The following is an 18798-nucleotide window of genomic DNA, read 5'->3' as shown; positions in this document are numbered from 1 at the left end:
GGTTCGCCGCCACCATTCATACTTACATAGCCCACTCAGGAGAGGTATCTCTCCCCGGTGGGCCTTCCGTATTTCTAAGCAACTGACCCACTCAGTGAACAGATAGCTTTCGCACTCTGTGAGTCGTCTGTGGCACGCTGGTAATTATCCAACTATCAGTGACTGGCTCACTGGTTGGCATCGTCCTACCCGTTATTACTCAATACATGAATTATGAATTGTATGTCGAAAGCCGCCGGGGACCCAGAACGGGCTATCAATGGTCTGCTGTCGATTGCACAACTGCTGGAAGAGCCACGCTTGGCCCGGCTCTACACGTTCGTCCTTCGTGAGGGTGAAGTGATTATCGACGATATCGTCGCTGTGTTAGAGATCCCCCGCACGACAGCGTACTCGGATATGGGGACGCTCGTCGACCTCGGTGTCGTGACCCGAGATGAAGCGCAGAAGACGCACACGTACTCTACTGTCCCGATTACGCTCACTGCAGATTTGGACGGTGACGAGTATACCGTCACTCCCACTCTCATCGAGGCTGTCGGTCGCTCACCACACGACCAAGACCTCAACCTCCTCTTGGAGAGATATGGGCTCGGCAAACTCGCGGCTGCGCTTACGTATGCCATTCCCTATACCAACGACGAGATGTCTGAACGAGTCGCAGCTCGAGAGCTTGATCTACAGCAGGCCCTCGCTATTGCGGTCTTGCATGCGCTTCAGGATGTGGTTCAACACATGGAAGCCGTTGATCCATACTTCGAGGATATTCGGAACGCTCGTGACCAACTACCATCAGCGGAGGACTAACGAGCCACTATCAGTACGCCATTCGACCCACTTCAGGGGTCGGTAGCGTGGGTCGCAGATACCGGATTTTTCATCGCCTGTGGTCGTCAGCAGGATAGTAATGTTGCTCGGGGACTGCGTCGGGTGTTTCCGTTTGGACGGTGGTATCGGGGATGCTAGATCAAGGAACTGCCTACAGTGATCACGTTGCGTGGCATTACGCGAAGTGTTGCGCCGGAACCAACCGACAACCGGTGGGTATCAGGAATCAACGGCGCTGCAAGCGTTGTCAACTACGTCTTCGCTGGGAGTACCTATGTGGGGCTCGACTGCGACGACACTATTTCACCTGCCGACAGGCACCCTAACAACTCAGCGGAACTTCGTCGCAATTCATATAATGTATGCAGAGTTAGGATCTAGTAAGCCATGTCTCGAACCACTGCCACCATTCCGGATGATCTAACGGACCTCATGGAGGGGGCGGTCAAAGCGGGCATCTTCGAAAATAAGAGCGACGCGATCCGCCATGTACTCCGTGAATACTTCGAAGAACACGAGAATGCACGGGTTGCGGCTGCTGTCTCATTGTATGAAGAGGAACGAATTACGCTTGGGACTGCTGCTCGGCTTGCTGGGTTTAACCGCTTCGAGATGCGAGACATCCTGCGTGAGGAGGGTGTTGAACTTCGATTTGGACCGGAGGATATGGATGCCGCACGCGATGAAATAGACGTGGCTCGGAATCTCGAATGACAGGTGTGCCTGCTAATGCGACGGTTCTCAATACAACTGTTCTCTCGAACTTCGCGCAGGTGGATCATATCGAACTCATAGCGGACCTGCTACGACTCGTCACGGTTCCTGCTGTCCAGATGGAACTCACTGAAGGTGTTGAAACCCATCGCTATCTCGAACGTGCAGTAACTGCGCTTGAAGAAGAAATTCCCGTCATTGAGGCATCAGCGGAGGCGCACCAAATCGAGCAGTCCCTCTTGGAAATGCTTGATCCGGGTGAGGCTCAAGCACTGGCAGTTGCAGACGACACTGATGGAACGATCGTCACTGATGATGGTGATGCATGTGCGACTGCGAATCAACGGGGCATCGAACTAACTGGTTCGATTGGGCTGCTTGCCCGTTCTGTTGAGGATGATCGAATTACAGCAACGACTGCAGACACGCATCTTAAACGCTGGATTGATGAGGCTGGGTTCCACTCACCTGCTCGGGATTTCGATGCGTTCCTTGACGACTAGCGCCAGTATCGGCGTGAAGCCCTGATCTTGGGGGCAGCTGAGGGGTAGTCGCTATCGACATCTCTCATATTTCGATACTCATATCGACTCGATGTCTGCGATGTGTCTGACGAAGAATTAAGTTAGAACATCCAGATTATCTGGATAATCTGGTGAGTAAAGATATGCCACATGACACAGATAATCTAGATAATCCAGATAGTACCAATATTCCAGATGATCTACCGCCGACACGGATTGCCATTTCGAATCAAAAGGACGGCGTCGCAAAAACAACCGATGCAACATCCTCCGTGAGCACGGTGTTGAACTTCGCCTCGGGCTCGTTAACGAAGACGACGCAGCCTACGAGGTAGAGGCAGCACGCGAACTCGAATTTGATGATGAGGACTCGTCTGATGAGGAGCCCCGTGCTAAATGACAGGTAACGATCTCCCAGCGAACCCGAGCGTCTTGAACACGACTGTCCTCTCGAATTTTGCGTACATCGATCAGCTGTGGATAGTTGCTGACCTTTCTGGAATCTGTACGGTACCAGTCGTTCGTGAGGAGCTTGAACACGGCGTTGCTAACACCCATATCTTCAGGAAGCACTCGATACGCTTGATGACGAAATCCCAGTTGCGGCGATTTCGGATACTGTCGCAAACAGAGAAGCCGTTGTTGGGGGCATCTCGATCCTGGGGAGCACAGGCGTTCGCTCTCGCCGACGCACACGACGGTTGACTGCTGACAGACGACGGAGATGCCCGGTCGTTTGCGAAAGCCCAGGGCGTGACCGTTGTGGGGTCGGTTGGCTCTGTTGGCTGCAATCGATGCTGGGAGGATCGATGAAGCCACTGCTGACGAGTGGCTGTCGAAGTGGATCGATGAGATCGGCTACTACGTCCCGTATCGAACGACCTCGGAGTATCGATGATGGGCTTGTTCGGAGTTCAAAACGCCTGATTAGAAATCGTCGAAGACCTGCTCAACTCAGCCGAGAACCTCGTTCACGTCGATAACGTGCTGATGGACCGGGAGTTCGATAGCCAGCACGTTCTGGAGATGATCAGCCAGTGCGGGCTCTCGTACGTCGTGCCGAAGCGGATGCAAACCAATTTGGGGTTGCGGTTCTTCTACTTCGCATTCGCGTGTCTGCTGTACTCGATTTGGCGTGCAGTAGATCTACTCGTGCAGGTCGAATTGACCGGTGAGTACGAGCACTCTCCGATGGTGACGGCAGATAATACGCTGACGCTGCTGAAAAAGGAGACAGGAATCGGATAGTGAGGTTCTCCACCCGTGATAGAGGGCCGTCTGAGTGGCAACGCTGTCGGAAGTCTCCGACATCCGCGGATATGATTGGAAGTTCGACAAGCTTGGACGTTTGGAGAGCGATCTGAGTCTGTTCCTCTTCACTAAAACTTCCGAAATCACGCATTACAGTCCCGCTAAACCCCCTGTAGTCTCAACTTCCAAGTCTGTAAGACTATATAGCGTTTGGGTGTTTATGAGACAGCGCAGGTCATAACCTCTGGATTTTCAAAGGTGTGTCGTCTGTTACAGTCTTCTGTAATGGAAATCTGGAACAGGTTCTGAAGTGTGAATCACTCCGCGCTATCTTGTCGGTGCACAGCCTATTATTTCCAGACAGATGACTGTAGCACCAGTCTGTAACAGATATCTGTTCTGAAAGTCATGGACGTTGCGATCTAAAACAACTACAGATTGATGTCTGTATCGGATCCCTGTTGCATATGATTAGTACAGATATGTGTCACAGGTAGGTGCTACGTGCTACAATTACAGACGGCGATTCCAGATCCGATCCAACTCAGTCTCTATCATAGTACAGACAACCATTACAGAAGGGAGGTACAGATAAATGGTGTAGATTAGTGGTACAGACAATTGGCCCACATGTCTGACACAGATATATGTAACAGGGATCCAAATGAGGAAGTGTATGATAACGACCGTCGTCTACGCTGAATCCGGGGGGACGTACAAAACGACTATGACAGCGAATCTCGCGGTCGCATTCAAGCGGATGGGACTTGATGTTCTCGTGATTGACTTGGACCCGCAGACTGGGAATCTTACCTCACTCTTCGACGTCGGAGAAAACCGTGGCAACCCGGACGCAGACAATCTCGTAAAACACATTCTCGAAATGCCTGATGGAGACTTTGATGACCTCATCGAGACCGCTGAGGAGGGCGTCGACGTCATTCCGAGCCACGACATGCTTGGGGATTTCACCTCAAATCTTGAGCAGAAGATTTCCTACGAAACTGGAATGAAGGGGATTTCTCGCGATGAATACCCCCGCTTTGAGTTACTATACAATCTTCTCTGGGAGCAGGAGCAATTAAACGAAAAGTACGACGCGGTCCTCATCGACCCCAACGCACGCGCTGAAGACCTCCTCTACAATGCTATCTACGCGCTTCGAACACTGGTGGCGCCCGTCAAGCCAGCTGGAAAGGGGAGTCTCAGCCTTGATGGCCTTGAGGAGATGGTCGGAAACATGGAGACTGCGTTGGACATCGAAATCGGGCTTTCGTGCGTGGTTCCATCCGGAGTCGGCCAGACGAACGCCCACAAGCAGTATCGCGATCAGTTCGAAAATACAGACGCCTTCGCAACGCCAGTCTCCATTGGGTCACGAGAAAGTTTGATGGACGCCATGTGGGAAGCCCGTGGCTCTGCATTCAAAGTAGTAGAGGAGCGGTGGAAGACCTACGAGGAAGACGGCGAGATGGTCTCGAAGAAAGGGGAGCGTAGAGTTCCCGACCGTGAACTCCAGACGCTTGATAAACTTTGGCAACTGGCGGGTTTCATTGCGACTGAGACGTTCGACGTCGACATTGATCATGAACTCGTCTTAGATATTGACGATTATGGAACCGAGACCGTAGAGTTCGACCTTCCCGCTGAACCGGAGGTGGCTGACTAATGGGGGGCGATTCATTCAAATCGGGATCGGGTAACCTCAATTTCGGAGATAACGATGAGGAAGAAGGAGACGACGAGACAGAGGAAGCCGGTGAGGAGATCGATGACACCGCAGACGAGGAGGCGGATGATCTGGAATCCAAAGAGGTCGTCTCTGAGAAAGCAGCTGACAGCCGGGACTCCCCAGAAGCGAAGAAAGCGGATAGTACCAGCGAAGAGAGTACGACGAGCAACTCGACAGCCAGCGATACTGGATCACACCAAACGAGTGGCCACAAGTATCCGTACTTCGTGCGTCGGAGCAACGTCGGGGATGAACGAGACAATCGCCTCGAGCTCTTCGCTCGCGATGAAGTCGTCTCACAAGAAGCGGAGTTTCGGAGCCAGCTCGCTTCGGAACTCGGGGCAGACGACATCGCGAAGACGGACGCCCGTGAGTATGCGCTTCTCGCGGCGTTCGACAACGTAGAGGACGTTGCAGAACTCATGAGAGGAGATGGATACGGAGAACTCGATTAATCGTAACAGCCCCAAATTACACTCGAAACAGGGTGTGTCTCACTCTCGAAAGCTGGTCACGCAATATTCTGGGTGTAATCTCAGGGATTGTGATAGACGAAGCTACTGTTTGCTGTCGTCCGACATGTCAACATCAGAGCGGCTCAGTCACAGAATCAGAGTCCCCCCATCCAATTCACAGGATAAGTAAAGTTGCTGTCTCTCAATTGGGTAGTGTTTAGTTAGTGGCATTGAGCCATCGAGCGGAAGTTTGCAACCAGCTTTCGGCGGTTTCCGGGTCGGCGTGACTGAAGCAGTTCGAAAACGACGAGGTTCGACGCTTCAACTCTCGAAAATCCGTTCGACAGCGTTCCAATTTCCGTGGGGACGTATCTGAAATCGGAGGCCAGCTCGTTGCAGTGCAGTTTGGAGGTGTTGAGCGCCATCGACGAGAAAGACAGTAGTTTCGACATCGTGCTTTTGACGAAGTTCGCGCAGGAAAATTTCTGTGAGGGTGGTCGTAGTCGTCGCAAACAGCCGAACGTGAAGCAGTACGTTCGACTGCGGATCGGCAGCGGCGTACAGCTATAGTAGCCATTGAAAGTCAATGCGCACCTGATCGCACGACGGCAGTGCGATCAGTATGTAAATCGTTTCAATTGTTACTATAGAATTGCTGATCGGTGATGCGAATCACTGTTTCGTCGAGCGCAATCTAATTCAGAGATTTCCCAGATTCTGGCTGTAGATCGGCTTTCTGAACCCAATTGTGGACGGCTTTGCGACCGCGTTGGACACCCGGATCTTCGAGTACTTCGATGGTATTCGACAACGAAAGTCCCGCAACGTGGGATTGTATACCCGATTCCATCGCCGAACGCTCCTCATGGAGCGGAATATGGTGTCCACACGGGGTATGGCGACTGCTTTCACGATTGTACCTGGGATGGGCGTTCCTCTGGCCGGAACGGGCGTGGGAGGCCCCACTAATCGGCCGATTAGTGCGTCTCGGTCTCCAGATCAAAGTCGTCGGGAGTTGCCGTTTCGACGGCGGGGAGCCGACGGATCCGTGGCCGTAGGAGGACGTAGACGGCAGTAAAGCCGAAGCCGCTCGCGGCCAGCGCCATCGTCGTCGTGGTCCCCAACGCTTCAGCAACTCCTCCACCAACGAGTGAGCCAAGCGGGAGCGTCGCTCCCGAGGCGGTTCCCTTCGTCGCAGAGACGCGTCCAAGTAGGTCAGTCGGGAACACGCGCTGGTTCAGCGTTGCGGTGAGCACGCCCGATACGCCAACAGGAATCCACGCGAGACCGAACAGCGTGATAGTCAGTGCAGTCGTTGGCGCAAACACCGCCACGATCCAGCATACTGCACCAAGCCCCTGGGAGACGAGTACCGTGCCGTAGGACTTCCCCAAACTCTGTGTGAACCCTATTCTTATCTACTGATGGTCCAGCACAAGCTTACGAAGAGTCCCCTTCGATAGCGGTTCAACTGACACCAGCTCCCCAATAGCAGAATAAAATAGGCTTGTGGTTACCGCTCGCTCCGGATACTCACTGGCGAGTACGTGATAATACACGCTCAGTTGCTTGCGATACTCGTCCTGTGCCCGTCGGCTTCGGTCAGTCTTGTAGTCGATTATCTCGACTCGATCGGGCGTGATGTGGACCAGGTCCACGATACCCGTAATCGAGACACGCTGGTCATCGATCTCGAGTGGCAGGATGGCATCCTCTTCGGCGTACAACTCTCCATCCAGCCCATCTAGCAGCGATTTGATGCGCTCCTCATGCGGGTTCGATGGTGAGACCGCCTCACCCAGCACATAGGCCTCGGCGAAGTCGTGCACCTGCGAACCAAAGTCCACCCCACTTTCTTTATCCGCGTCGGCCTCACCGGCATTGGCCTCCGATTCAGTAAACACGGAGTCATCCATCAGTGAATGTGGACTGTAGCCAACCGGCCCATCGGGTGTTGCAATGCTGAACGGCAGCTGTGCCTGGACTGACTCGTCGGGCTGGCTCGCTTCAATTTCTGTCGCCCCCTCGGTAAGTTCGACTGGCAGCTCAGAGAGGAACGTATTTGGATCGGCCCCACTGGCAAAAACGACGTGGCTCTCGGCTCGGGTGATGGCCACATACAGGAGCCGGCGTTCTTCGTCGTAGTTATCGGGGAGGCACTGCCGCAAGACATCGTAGCGCCAGTTATCGTAGACGTGTGGATACCGGCCTTCGTCAGCGAAGGTTTTGCGCTGTCGGAGCCCCGTCGCCTCGTCGTACTGCAGCACACCACTGGTCCGACCACGCGGCGGGAACCGCCCGTCGTTCATATTGGCCAGGATGACGATCGGATACTCCAGGCCCTTGGCGCCGTGGATCGTCTGGACCGTCACCGAATCCGTATCAGTAGTGGTGTTGATCGCGTGGGTACTCCCCTTGTCAATCGCGCGTTCGATAAACTGGATCAGGTCCCCGCGAGTGAGTGTTGTGGCGTCGTGGACGGACTGGATATGCGCCAGCAGTTCCCGTGCATAATCGCCAGTCAGCCCGTAACGATCGAAGACGCGCCGGGCCAGCGAACTTACTGCCTCAAGCTCCCGCAGAGTGTCCCGGAATTCGGTCATCGCTGGCGGGTAGTCTTCTCGCTCCAGTTGCGCATCGATCTCGTCAAGCGTGTAGCCCGCCCGCTCTAGAACAACGGCCCAGCCACGGTCGCCATCGGATTCGACGATCCGCAGCCACGCCAGCAGTAGCTTCGCGGGGTCACTGCGGTACAGTTCGACTTCCCCGTCGTAGGCCATCGGGAGCCCGTGCTCCTCGGCTGCAGTCAGTAGTTCTCGTCCGTAATCGCGTGTTCTGGTCAGGACCGCAATATCGCCGTGGCTCGGGGTTGTGGGGTCGCCGTTCTCGTCTTCAATCCGGTAGTCGTCGCTATCGACAATTGACTGGATCCTGGCCAGTACCGCCTCGTGTTCATCCTCATGCTGAACGGCCTCGATGCTGGTCTCGTCGAAGGTGGCATTCGAGGACAGCGAGTCGATGTCGACGGGCTCATCGATTGTTTCCGAGCTGGTCGCTGGCGTGGTCAATGCATTTGTCGAGAAGTCAAGCAGTGTCTGTGTCGATCGGTAGTTCTCCGTTAGTTCGATGTATGTTATCCCATCCGTCCCGAATTCGACCTGCTCGGAATCAGCGTTCAACTCGCTCCGGAATCGTTCCAGCCGGGTGTCGAACTCCGCGATGTTCTCGACGGCGGCGTACTGGAACGAGTAGATGCTCTGTTTCCAGTCGCCCACGACACAGAGATTGTCCGTGTCGGCAAGCAGGAGCGCCAGCTTGAACTGAATCTCACTGGAGTCCTGGAACTCATCGATCATCACGTACTCGAACCCGACGCGGTCACGCAGCGCTGGCTCCTCGCACAGTGCCACGAAAGCAAACAGCTGGAGGAACCCGAAGTTCAGGTAGTTCCGTTCCAGGGCGAACTCCAGATACTCGAAGTAACAGTCGTGAACGAATGCCAGTAGCTCATTCCGATCCTCTTCAAAGACCTCGCGAGCGACGCTCTCGTCAAGTTCCTTGGTCCCCCGGCCACCCCGAAGCTCCGATTTGGAAGGAGCCACCGAGCGGTAGGTTTTGTTCGTCCCGAACCGCGAGAGATCGTCCCGGAGCGGGGACTGCTTGCGCCCATCGTTGCGGGCCTGATTTTGGGCATCGAAATACTGCTTGAACAGCTCGTAGTCACCCAGCAGATGTTGTTTCCCATCTCGATACCAGCCATCTGCAGTCGGGAAGATACCCTTCGCAGCGAGTTCGTTAATGAGCGAGAGCGGCTCGGTAGGCTCTGAGAGTGCCCGAAAGATGTCGTTGTACTCGGTATGGCGATCCCGGAACTGCCCGAAGAACTCACGGAATAGCTCGTCCTCGAGTTGGCTATCCTCAAGGATCTGGGTACCGCCAGTGATTCGGTCGTCGATGCCCAGATGCGTCGGGGCGCGATAGCCGTGCTCGTCGAGCAGGTCGTGACAGTACGAGTGGAACGTCTGGATCGGTGCGTCGGCCAGCTCACGCATTCCGTACGAACAGTGCTCGACGATGCGCTCACGCATCTCGGTGGCCGCACTGCGGGTGAAGGTAACCAGCAGGATGTCTTCTGGCTCGACGTCGGGCTGGTCGACGATGTTCGCATACCGGCGTGTGATGGCGAAGGTCTTGCCGGTGCCAGCACCGGCGTCGACATGGTAGATCCCCTCGGTCTCATCGATCAGCTGTTGCTGGGCCTCGTTCGGTGTGAGGTCGCCACTCATCGGCTGCCCTCCAGGAACATATCGCGATGATCGATCCGGCGATAGTTGGGTTCGCCACCCAGCCCCTCAATCGGGAATCGCTCCTCGCCCGCCCGGTAGCGATTGATCTCGGTCAGTCGGTCGGCGACGAATTCCTCGAACTGGTCGAGATCATCTTTGAAGAAGTTGCGCTTCCTGACGCCGTTGAGCGCTCGAATCGCCTGGTCAGCCCCTTTCTCGGCATCGACGTCGTCGCTGGTTTCTTGACGCACGGCCTTGGCAAATCGGTCGGCGAAGTCAGACTCCCGTAATGCCGACCGCTCCGTCGTGTCCGGGAACGTGAGGTCTGTCATGATATCGCTGTAGCCCCCGAAGCCAAGCTCCTCGAAGGTCGCCACGCAGTCCTTGTAGCCATCCAAGAGGACCTCGTACGCCGGGCGCGTCCCGACGAACTCGTCGAATGACTGCGGGTAGTAGGAGACTATTGTCAGCGTATCATCCACAGCCGCGTCGCCGGTGATCGCATCGTCGAGCGTTTCGAGGAAGTGGAAGAACGAGAAGGATAGCTCCGCGTTTGGCTGGTGTGTACGGAACTGTGCCAGGTAGGCGATTGCCTGATAGTTGATTGTATCATTGGGCGGGTCCATCGCAGCCTGTTTACAGACATCGTAGGCTGATTTCTTCGACCCGCTCTTGTAGTCGAGCAGGGCTGTGGGTCCCTCCACGAGGTCGATTTTCCCGTTGATACCGAGGTCCGGGTTGGTGAACTGGCGTTCGGTAAGCGGCGAGTCCACGGGGCGGTCGAAATACGATGCGAAGAAGTTCTCATCGGGCTCCCCGGCCGGGGGCAGATCGGCAGGTGCCGTCGGTGGATTGGCATCCAGATATTCGACGATGGTTTCCAGCCCGATCCGATACTGGCGTCGGCGTAACATTCGGTCCGTCTCAGGGTAGAAGGGTTTGGCTTCCTCGAGCATGACATCGACCACCTCCGAGAGCGTGTCTGTGTCGATGATCTCGGGATAGTTGACGTAGAACTCCGCGAAGTCATGGAACAGATTCCCCTCGCGGAAATAGTCCTTGTCGGGGGAATCGACCAGCCGGCTGAAAAGATACTCCCGTGGGCTGTTGACGAAATTGTTGAGACTGGTCTGGCTGATCGTTTCGATGGGTGCCGACTCGACCGGGGGTTCGACGGCCGTTTTCGCAAAGCCATCACGGTTACCATCGACCGTTCGTTCATACCTGACAGATTCGAGGTCGCTGAATCGCTCAAAGGGCTCCTCGAGGAGTTCCTCGAAGTAGAGACACGGCGTCACCGGTTGGCCCCCAGCGGTATCCTCGACCAGATAGTACTGGTCGCTGCCGCTCTGGATTAGTCGCTGAAAGCGGCGGATATACCGATCGAACTGCGCTTCGGTATCTACCCAGGGTCGCTGTGGAGCGCTATTGGTCCAGCCCTCGTCAAGCCCGAGAAAGAACACGGCCTGTCGGTCGACGTAGCCGGCAGATTTGGCATCTGCGAGTAACACGCCCTCGTTTTCTCTGTCCACTGGGACCTCGTAGAAATCCAGATAGAAGGCCAGATCACTAACCCGCGATTCGGTGACCACAGTGTCGTGGAGCCCGAGCGACTCGAGTTCGTCCCGGAGACGGTCCAGTGTTCGGCCGGCTTTCGATTCGTAGGCCGTGAGGAGCGAGCCAAAGGTACGGCCCTCAATTGTCTCACACACCTCGGTAATCCACGCGGTTGCTGGCAGATCGGTCGCGGCCAGACGTTTTTCACTGTGCTCGATATCGACATCGGTCCCGAGTCGTGACAGTATCGGGGCGATATCGCTGACAGTCGTCTCGGAACCACGATAGGCGACGCGCAAGAGCCGCAGTACTGCTCGCACATCGAGGTTGTCGATGAACCCTGGTCCCCCATAATAGGGAATATCTGCGGCTTCGAGTGCAGATTCGACCAGCGGAGAGTACTGGCTCGAACTATCCAGCACCACTGCGACATTGTCAGCCGACTCCTCGTCGATGGTGTCCACGACCGCGTCGACAATCGCCGATGGGGACCTGAAGATGTTGAACGCCGGATAGTCGAAGGTGTCGTCAGTCAACAGGGGATACGTGTCATACTCCGCTGGCAGGATCGATCGTTCGAGTTCAGTGAACTCCGGGAGCCCAACGACGGCAACCGACTGGTCCGCGTCAACCGTGAACTCTGTCAGCTGTTGTGACGTCGACTGGCGTGCGGCGAGCCTGTCCACCACAGTGCGCGTGGTGGGATCGTCGTAGGCTGGATACTCCAGGATCCCCGCGGCCTGTCCGTGGTTCTCCCAGCACTGGAGGACGTTCCCGATAGCGTAGGACAGAGCTTTCCAGGAATCGTCGACAGTGTCGGCGAGTTCCAGAAACGCCGTCCGGTCTTCGGCCTGCTCGCGCCGCCCAGCGGCCAGTCGGCGTGGAGTGGTTGCAAACGTCCCGAACTGTGGCCGGTCGAGCCGGCGGTTGAGGGCGCTCGCAAGCGGGGCCTCAGGAACCAAGACGAGATCATAGTCGGCGACCGATGTATACAGATCCGCAAGTGATCTTGCACGCTGAATAGGCACACTGGTAGGAGTATAACCAGTGGCAAAAAGATGGCTCCATTTCAGCGGTTATTCAGCGTCCACGTTCCTGGTTCGCCAGTCCGAAAAGGGCGCAAAAATATCAGTTTCGTCAAAGCGTTCGATACACGGGACCTCGTAGGGGTGCAACTCAACAACCCGGTCGCGAAGATCGGGATACCGGTCGGCTGTCGTCTTCGCCAGAAGGATTTCCTCAGCATCGGTATGGATTTCGCCCTCCCATCGATATATCGAGTCACAGGCCACACGGTTCACACACGCTGCAAGTCGTTCCTCAACGAGTGTCTGCGCGATCTCCGTTGCAGCCTCTTGTGGAGCTGTGATATAGATCGTCGGCATCAGTTACTGCATTGGGATACACGTATATCAGAACTCCCGCTGCTCGACTTGCGACAGAGTTAGACCGACAGAGGAAGCGTCGCCACGCGGACAGCAAATACCCTCTGACGCTCGCAGCAGTTGAACCACTACGCTCGGTCTTTCCAATGCGGCATCCCCACAGACGCTTCTGAATTAGGACGGTGTACCGTCCACAGAATCGTAGATGTGATAGCACCGAAACATCGGTGTTCCGTAAGAACGGTAAGGTTCTCACCGTGTCAGGATTGGCATGGCTCGCTGGTCGATCCCACTACTCTTCACTGCTGGGGGCGATACCGAGCCAGACCGCGATATATCGATACGCAAAGACAATGCCGAGGATAATCACCATTTCAATCCAGAATGAAATCTCACCCACAGCCGCTTGAAGCACTTCAAGGATGAAAAACACCAGAAGTAATAACGCAATATAGTACAGCGCGAGTTCCGGCAGTTGGTCTTTGTCCATGCATTCCATACGACGGGACCCCTCTCAAACTCTTTCCTCTACGCCGACAGGGTCAGCTACAATCGAACACAGTCCGGCCGGAAGGATCGAAAACCGGCGACGAGGGTCGATCGCCTTCCGTGCGTCACCGTGACTTTGTACAGCGAACGCCGCCACGAGCGGAATCACATCGGCTTCGAGAGCATCTCGGTGGAACGCATCACGTCGATTTTCGGGAATTTCGCGCAACTGGTTCGCATCGCAGTTGCGAGTTCTCGACGGACACCGTAGAACCTGGGAGTGGTCCGCACAGTCGACCAGTGGTTCTCTAAATCGCTGACCCGAACGGTCGTCCCCTCGATAGATGTCGGCTCAAAGCCGAAGAATTTCTGCTCTATGACCGTCGTGATGCGAAACAAGGCGCTGTGAATCACCCGGCTTTGTGTCCGGGTCGTGTGACGACGTACCCCGTCCGGGAGACCTGTTCGGTCAGCCTGTGGTAGCTGAGAGCGCTGTAGTAGCTATTGTTGGTACTCGCTGACGCAGAATCCGTTACCCTCGGGATCTGACATCACTGTCCAAGTGGCGGTGTGCGTTTCGTATTCTTCGGTCTTGGTTTCGCGGACAGACCCACCTATGTTACAGAGTTGTTCGACTGTCTCCCTTCGATTCTCGGTTGAGACATCAAGATGAATGGGGAGATCTCGCTCCGTTCCTTTCGGTTGTTCTTTGAACAGCAAATCCGGACCATCTCCAGGCAGGTCAACGATTTCAGGTTCAAGCGATTCTGGCAGCTCACGTCGTGTACCTCCGAGAGCGACTGACCAGAACTCTGCCAGTTGTTCCACTTCATCACAAGCAAAGGTAATAAATTGCACGCTTGGCATGCATTTTGGTTATATTCCGGAGGGTAAAAACACCTATTGGATACGGAAAGTACTACCACGACTATCACCGGGAAATCCTCTGGGGAGACCGATAACCCTGTATCTTAATGAGGTGAAGGTGGACCGATTGTGTAGTATCATTGACAATCCGAATAATCCGCTGAATGAATGACTGACTGACGCAGGAATAGAGTATAGATAAGGGTGAAGGTATTCCCCTCAGGTAACAAGATACCGTAATCAAATTCCCCACCACTCTACATATGTAACCAGATGGTTTCAAGAAATACATTAATGTGGATGACTGGATACCTGCTCTACCTGCTCTCGGTGGCTGTGATGGCATTACCACAGACGACCGGTTCCAAATCAGATGCAGTACTGATAATAGCAGCGGCAATCGTCGGTCATATTCTGTCTGGATTGCGGGTACGGTATTTTCGATAACGCCCGGGGACCTATTACCGAGGTGTCCGGATTCACAACGACGGCTAACTCGGCAGTAGCCGATCCAAAACGACACTCGTCCCGTCCTCGGTCCGGGGCACTGCATTCTCTAGCACGTTCTCGTCATTTTCGTCGACGTCGAGAATACCGGTTTCGACGAGACGGGGACTGTCCTCCCGTTCGGCGGTGAGGGTCAGGCACAGCTGGCCGTCGACCTTCCCACCGACAACCGAGATCGTCGCAACTTCGTCGGGAAACGTGACGGTTGTCCAGCCATTGGGTTTCCGGACCTGCAACTCAGTCATCACCTCTTCTTATCGCGGCAAGCAGTATCAGCACTCTGGCTGGCATCCGAGCCATTTTGTGTCTCCCTCGGAGCCAGAGGAGAGCATGAGTACCACAGCGCCTTCCTTCGAGGAGTATGACTTCGACCGCGGTGACCACGTCAGAACTGACTGGACCGACGGAAACGGCCCACTCGATGCAGTCGTCGGAACCGTTGCAGAAATTTCGTGTTCCGGCGGCAACGTGATCGTCGCTGTCGAGGCTGACGACGACCAGTATCCCGACCGCTCGATCTACGGCGGGACCCATGATTGCGCTCCCGAGTGGGTCGAACCGATAGAGCAATCATAGTCTGACAGCAAGGGAACTCGCCCGTATTTTGTGAGCCTCCGCCGGGTGAGGGGGTTCCCGAACATGAGTCCCGAACAGCGGTCCGTCGACGAATACCCGGTGGCAATCGGCAGGCAATGTCACCGGCGCACTTTTTCAACCGCCACTATAAGTGGTACATATAACTCTCACAACAGATGATTCTCGGGAGTTTACCCGTTCCGATCCGACTGATGATCAGAATCACTGTCATCGCCACGATCTAAGTTTATGTTCCGGTCGGAGAGACATGTCAACGCGGTACCTGAGAGTTCTATCTGGAATGATGTGCCGTCATCGAGAGACTCCGAGACCGTCTTTCCTGTCAGTAGCCTCTCTGTCTCATCTGCATCAAGCGTGACCGTGTCTCCCTCTCGTGAGCCGGTCGGCATTTTGGAGTCAGCGCCGCTGGCGAACTGGTCCTTGTATGCCGCGTACTCGGCGGAGAATCCGAGAAGCGATGCCGTCCGCTTCCCGACCCGACCAGAGTAGAGTATAAACATGAGGAAGCCGATGTAGATTGGGAATCCCGTCGTCATCGCACTTCCCCCATTCACCTCGTGATAAGAGAGAATACTAAGCAGGATGGGGACGGCGAACAGTAACCCGATACCGGTACTAATTATGACCAGTTGAAACGATCGGGTGATAAGCGTGTCCCACTGCAATCGCTGTCCAAGTTTGATTCCCAGTATTCCTCCCATCAGGAGCAAGTATAGTCCTAATATTGACAGAATATCTGAGGAATTCTGCTCGTATACTATTGCGCCTACCGAGAGGCGATGATAGGGTGCTTCGACCTGCGTTATTTTGTACGCTGCAGAGCTTGAGAGGTAAAAATCGTGTTCACTCCACTCCTCTGGGGGGCTCTCATCTGGGTGGCCGAACAGTGTTATGGGCGGACCTCGATCTGTTATGGACAAATCTCGCTCTATCTTCGTTCCGATTACGCGCCGAACCGACGGAGGGACATCTTGATACTGGAGGGTGTTATTGTTAGTAACCGCGGATGTTTCCTCCAGTTTCACGTGCTTGTTTGTTCCCTCAACCGCGCGTTCAGATTCGATCTCGTATGCTATGTAGCTACTCGCCAGCAAACCAGAGATCAAGAGTGTAACGAAAGCTAGATACGAGAACCACGACAGGGCGGACTTGATTTTGTCGTTAATCCGACTACGCTCCATGTCATCACTATCGCCTACTGTTGCACTTGAAATACCATGTGTGATGGTAAAACATACAGTCGGACTTGTCTATCTATCACCCACACCCGCGGTAAACGGCGATATTCCCCTCGCTGATTTATCTGGCGAATGCAACCAAATACTGGTCTCGTGGATGGTCCTCCTATCGAGTTCGTGTCCGAAAACGGCGATTAAAACCTCCGCAAGATGGGCCGCAACTGAATCGTCCCAACGCTTGCTCTCTTCCCAAGGCGAGGGTGCGTCACCCCCGCCCCGTTCGCCGTAGCGAGGTCCTTGCGGACTACTCGCGCTTAAGCTGCAAGACGCGAACCGCGATGGACAATGTCGTCAGGACTGTCGTCACAGCCCACATTGCCATCTTCACTGCGCCGCAGCCCGCGAAGAGCGTTCCAAGCATCTTGCGGGGTTGGTGACAGAACGTCACCAGTGTATTGAAAGACAGCCTGCCCTAAAGCGTTATTGGTGACAGTGCCGCTGCTCAAAAATCTAATACACAGGGAAGTGAAAGTCACCTCCCCGCAGATGCTTGGAACATTCGTACATACTGCCCACCCAGTGATATAATTTATGCCACTATTGCATACTGCGATGCTCAGACAAACCTACGGAACGGGAACCTGCAGGTCCAGCAGTGATACGATTGGAGCAGCACACATCCGAGAAACCCAGCTGCTGTCACTGTCGCTACAGTCGCCGATATCGTAGGGCCGAACTTCTGGAGTCCGTGACCCACTCGCGACCTGAACAACACAAATACCACAAGAGTACCGAATCCGTTCCTACACCACCTCACGCCGCCGTTCGTACTCGTCACGCTCCAGTACCCACTTGTATGTACTTCCGGGCGCCGGGTTACCAAGCCACGCCAGAAACCGCTCGGTCGCATCGAAGGGTAATGCCAGCCGCCGATCCCACACCGTCACCTCGTAGCCCTGCTCGACGAGCGCTTGCTCGCATGTCGTCGGTGATCGTCCAAGTGGCCCGTGGCCGCGTCGAGTCTCCGGACCACACTAACCCACCGTCATAGGCGTACCAGATGCACGCAATCGGTTTTGTTAGCGTCCAGTCTAATGGTGGCCGATCTATCCAATACGTCGTTGCGCCGGCTTGATCGACACCTCCACTTTTGTTGAATAGTGTGTAATGTTTACATGAGTAGCGATAATTTCCAGACTACCCCTGGCGGTGTGCGACCCCGCGCCGGGATCTGTTGGGAGAATCCAGCGACGGCGCGAGTGCCTGAGTTGAACTGATAGGGCAATCCTAGTCTGACGGCAAGGGAACTCGCCCGTATTTTGTGAGCCTCTGCAAGATGAGAGGCGTTCCAGAGAAACCCGATCAGCCATACTCAAACAGGCACGCAATCCAGACCAGTACCAAGGTTGCCCTGTCACACCTGTTGTGACCACTGGAATCGCCGTGGTCGCTCCGTTCGTGTTACGACCACTCACTACACTCCTGACAACAGGGGGTCGCTCCCGGTTGCTGCAGCTAGCAAACAGCGGCGTCGACGGCGGCAGGGCACGTACCACCGCGTCCAGCAGCGTCGGTTCAGCGTCGGTTCGTGTCCTATCCGACGTGTGCACAGGGTTAGGGGGTGGACTCCACCACAACGGGTGTGACGCCACCTGTCGCGGCTTTGTGGTCGCTGTTCTCCAACAGATTGAGACCGATGTAGCGTTTTTCGAGCAACCCTTCGGCTGTTGCCATATCCATCGCGAGGATCTCGGTTTGGGTCTGGTCCCGTCCGACCTGCCGGGTTTTCTCGACAACGTCGTCGCCGCCGATGTCGACCAGTGTCTCCCAGACGCGCTTGATCGTCTGGCGGTGGGGTTCCTTCCCGAGTTCGGCGGTGAGGGCTGTCTGAAGGTCTGCTTTGGTCATGAAGACGCCGCTGCCGTCGGTTCGTGTCGTGGCAAATTCCGGCCAGCGCTTGGCGATGCTGATGGCGCGGTAGGTGTTCTGGCGGTTCGAGCGCTCGACGAACATGGTCTTGACCTTCGATTGGCGGCAGTTCGCGAAGAAATCCAGCGGCGAGGTGCTGGGTTCGATTCCTTCGGGGAGCTGCTCGGCGTCTTCCTGCTGGTCGGTGTTGGCTTCGAGTTGCTGGGCTTTGGCGATGGCACTCTTGGCGACATCGCGGGTGGTTTCCTGCTGTGCTTCGAGGTCGTCGAGGCGCTGGTTGTTCGTGGCGGCGTCACCGACAGCCGTGGTGGCAACCTCGTGGGTCTGTTCGAGGTCGGCCTCTAGTTCGGTGACGCGTTCGTGGAGGTCATCGATAGTCGCGACCAGTGTCTCAAGAACACTCGAAACGAGGGGTGACATGCCGTCGCCGAGGTCGTTGACGAGCGCCTGGAGTGCGTCGGTATCCGTCTCAGCCTGTCCGATGTCCATGTCGAGGTGG

14 protein-coding genes and 7 pseudogenes are annotated in these 18798 nt (G+C 55.4%); 9 read left to right on the top strand and 12 right to left on the bottom strand.

Annotated elements, in window-relative coordinates; translation table 11 throughout:
* Nucleotides 1-222 precede the first annotated feature (222 nt).
* From AV929_RS10470 to AV929_RS10440, 8 genes and pseudogenes are all read left to right on the top strand, one after another.
* The gene (locus AV929_RS10470; RefSeq protein ID WP_014030573.1) at nucleotides 223-807 is read left to right on the top strand and encodes a helix-turn-helix domain-containing protein; all 585 of its coding nucleotides are present in this window, start codon (nucleotides 223-225) and stop codon (nucleotides 805-807) included.
* 408 nt (nucleotides 808-1215) lie between these two features.
* The gene (locus tag AV929_RS10465) at nucleotides 1216-1542 is read left to right on the top strand and encodes a UPF0175 family protein (RefSeq protein ID WP_014030574.1); all 327 of its coding nucleotides are present in this window, start codon (nucleotides 1216-1218) and stop codon (nucleotides 1540-1542) included.
* Nucleotides 1539-2045, top strand: a complete 507-nt coding sequence (locus AV929_RS10460) for a twitching motility protein PilT (protein WP_014030575.1) — start codon at nucleotides 1539-1541, stop codon at nucleotides 2043-2045. Before AV929_RS10465 ends, AV929_RS10460 begins: the two co-directional genes overlap by 4 nt.
* Nucleotides 2046-2328: 283 nt before the next feature.
* Nucleotides 2329-2466, top strand: a pseudogene (locus AV929_RS22865) (UPF0175 family protein); the annotation flags it as partial.
* Nucleotides 2463-2964 (top strand): annotated as a pseudogene (locus AV929_RS22950) (twitching motility protein PilT). The pseudogenes AV929_RS22865 and AV929_RS22950, both read left to right, overlap by 4 nt.
* 32 nt (nucleotides 2965-2996) lie before the next feature.
* A pseudogene (locus AV929_RS10450) lies at nucleotides 2997-3314 on the top strand (hypothetical protein); the annotation flags it as partial.
* A gap of 679 nt (nucleotides 3315-3993) precedes the next feature.
* Nucleotides 3994-4986: a ParA family protein gene (locus AV929_RS10445; protein WP_014030579.1), complete on the top strand. Its 993-nt coding sequence runs from the start codon at nucleotides 3994-3996 to the stop codon at nucleotides 4984-4986.
* Nucleotides 4986-5504, top strand: coding sequence for a hypothetical protein (locus tag AV929_RS10440; RefSeq protein ID WP_014030580.1), 519 nt, complete (start codon nucleotides 4986-4988; stop codon nucleotides 5502-5504). Before AV929_RS10445 ends, AV929_RS10440 begins: the two co-directional genes overlap by 1 nt.
* Before the next feature lie 217 nt (nucleotides 5505-5721).
* Here AV929_RS10440 and AV929_RS21425 read toward each other — a convergent pair.
* From AV929_RS21425 to AV929_RS10395, 10 genes and pseudogenes are all read right to left on the bottom strand, one after another.
* Nucleotides 5722-6354, bottom strand: a pseudogene (locus AV929_RS21425) (IS6 family transposase).
* Nucleotides 6355-6481: 127 nt separating this feature from the next.
* A pseudogene (locus AV929_RS10430) lies at nucleotides 6482-6895 on the bottom strand (MFS transporter); the annotation flags it as partial.
* 27 nt (nucleotides 6896-6922) lie between these two features.
* Nucleotides 6923-9790, bottom strand: a complete 2868-nt coding sequence (locus AV929_RS10425; protein WP_064288217.1) for a UvrD-helicase domain-containing protein — start codon at nucleotides 9788-9790, stop codon at nucleotides 6923-6925.
* On the bottom strand, nucleotides 9787-12375 hold the full coding sequence (locus tag AV929_RS10420; RefSeq protein WP_064288216.1) for a PD-(D/E)XK nuclease family protein: 2589 nt from the start codon (nucleotides 12373-12375) through the stop codon (nucleotides 9787-9789). Before AV929_RS10420 ends, AV929_RS10425 begins: the two co-directional genes overlap by 4 nt.
* Nucleotides 12376-12423: 48 nt before the next feature.
* Complete coding sequence (cutA, locus tag AV929_RS10415) at nucleotides 12424-12732, bottom strand: divalent-cation tolerance protein CutA (protein WP_050036688.1); 309 nt, start codon at nucleotides 12730-12732, stop codon at nucleotides 12424-12426.
* Between the two features lie 292 nt (nucleotides 12733-13024).
* Nucleotides 13025-13222 carry a hypothetical protein gene (locus AV929_RS10410; RefSeq protein ID WP_225308227.1) on the bottom strand — a complete coding sequence of 66 codons (198 nt, stop codon included), beginning with the start codon at nucleotides 13220-13222 and terminating at the stop codon, nucleotides 13025-13027.
* A 105-nt stretch (nucleotides 13223-13327) separates the two neighbouring features.
* Nucleotides 13328-13462, bottom strand: a pseudogene (locus AV929_RS22990) (hypothetical protein); the annotation flags it as partial.
* Nucleotides 13450-13721: pseudogene (locus tag AV929_RS22655) on the bottom strand (transcriptional regulator); the annotation flags it as partial. The pseudogenes AV929_RS22655 and AV929_RS22990, both read right to left, overlap by 13 nt.
* Nucleotide 13722: 1 nt before the next feature.
* Nucleotides 13723-14088 (bottom strand): VOC family protein, encoded by a 366-nt coding sequence (locus tag AV929_RS21415; RefSeq protein WP_023842880.1) that lies wholly within the window; start codon nucleotides 14086-14088, stop codon nucleotides 13723-13725.
* Nucleotides 14089-14579: 491 nt separating this feature from the next.
* Nucleotides 14580-14840, bottom strand: coding sequence for a hypothetical protein (locus AV929_RS10395; protein WP_064288215.1), 261 nt, complete (start codon nucleotides 14838-14840; stop codon nucleotides 14580-14582).
* An 85-nt stretch (nucleotides 14841-14925) separates the two neighbouring features.
* Here AV929_RS10395 and AV929_RS10390 point away from each other — a divergent pair, with 85 nt between their 5' ends.
* Nucleotides 14926-15171, top strand: a complete 246-nt coding sequence (locus AV929_RS10390; protein ID WP_064288214.1) for a hypothetical protein — start codon at nucleotides 14926-14928, stop codon at nucleotides 15169-15171.
* A gap of 191 nt (nucleotides 15172-15362) precedes the next feature.
* Here the strand turns inward: AV929_RS10390 and AV929_RS10385 are convergent, their stop codons facing one another.
* Both AV929_RS10385 and AV929_RS10380 read right to left on the bottom strand, forming a co-directional pair.
* A complete protein-coding gene (locus AV929_RS10385) occupies nucleotides 15363-16373 on the bottom strand; it encodes a hypothetical protein (protein ID WP_064288213.1) in 1011 nt (336 codons plus the stop codon).
* Nucleotides 16374-17984: 1611 nt separating this feature from the next.
* Nucleotides 17985-18798 (bottom strand): hypothetical protein (locus AV929_RS10380; RefSeq protein ID WP_064288212.1); only part of this gene is annotated, 814 nt, incomplete at its 5' end.

Origin of the sequence: Haloarcula sp. K1 (assembly GCF_001647155.1) — an archaeon.
In the GTDB taxonomy this organism is placed as follows: Archaea; Halobacteriota; Halobacteria; order Halobacteriales; family Haloarculaceae; genus Haloarcula; species Haloarcula hispanica.
Note: the sequence above shows the minus strand (reverse complement) of the source record. Positions and strands in the feature narration are given on the sequence as shown.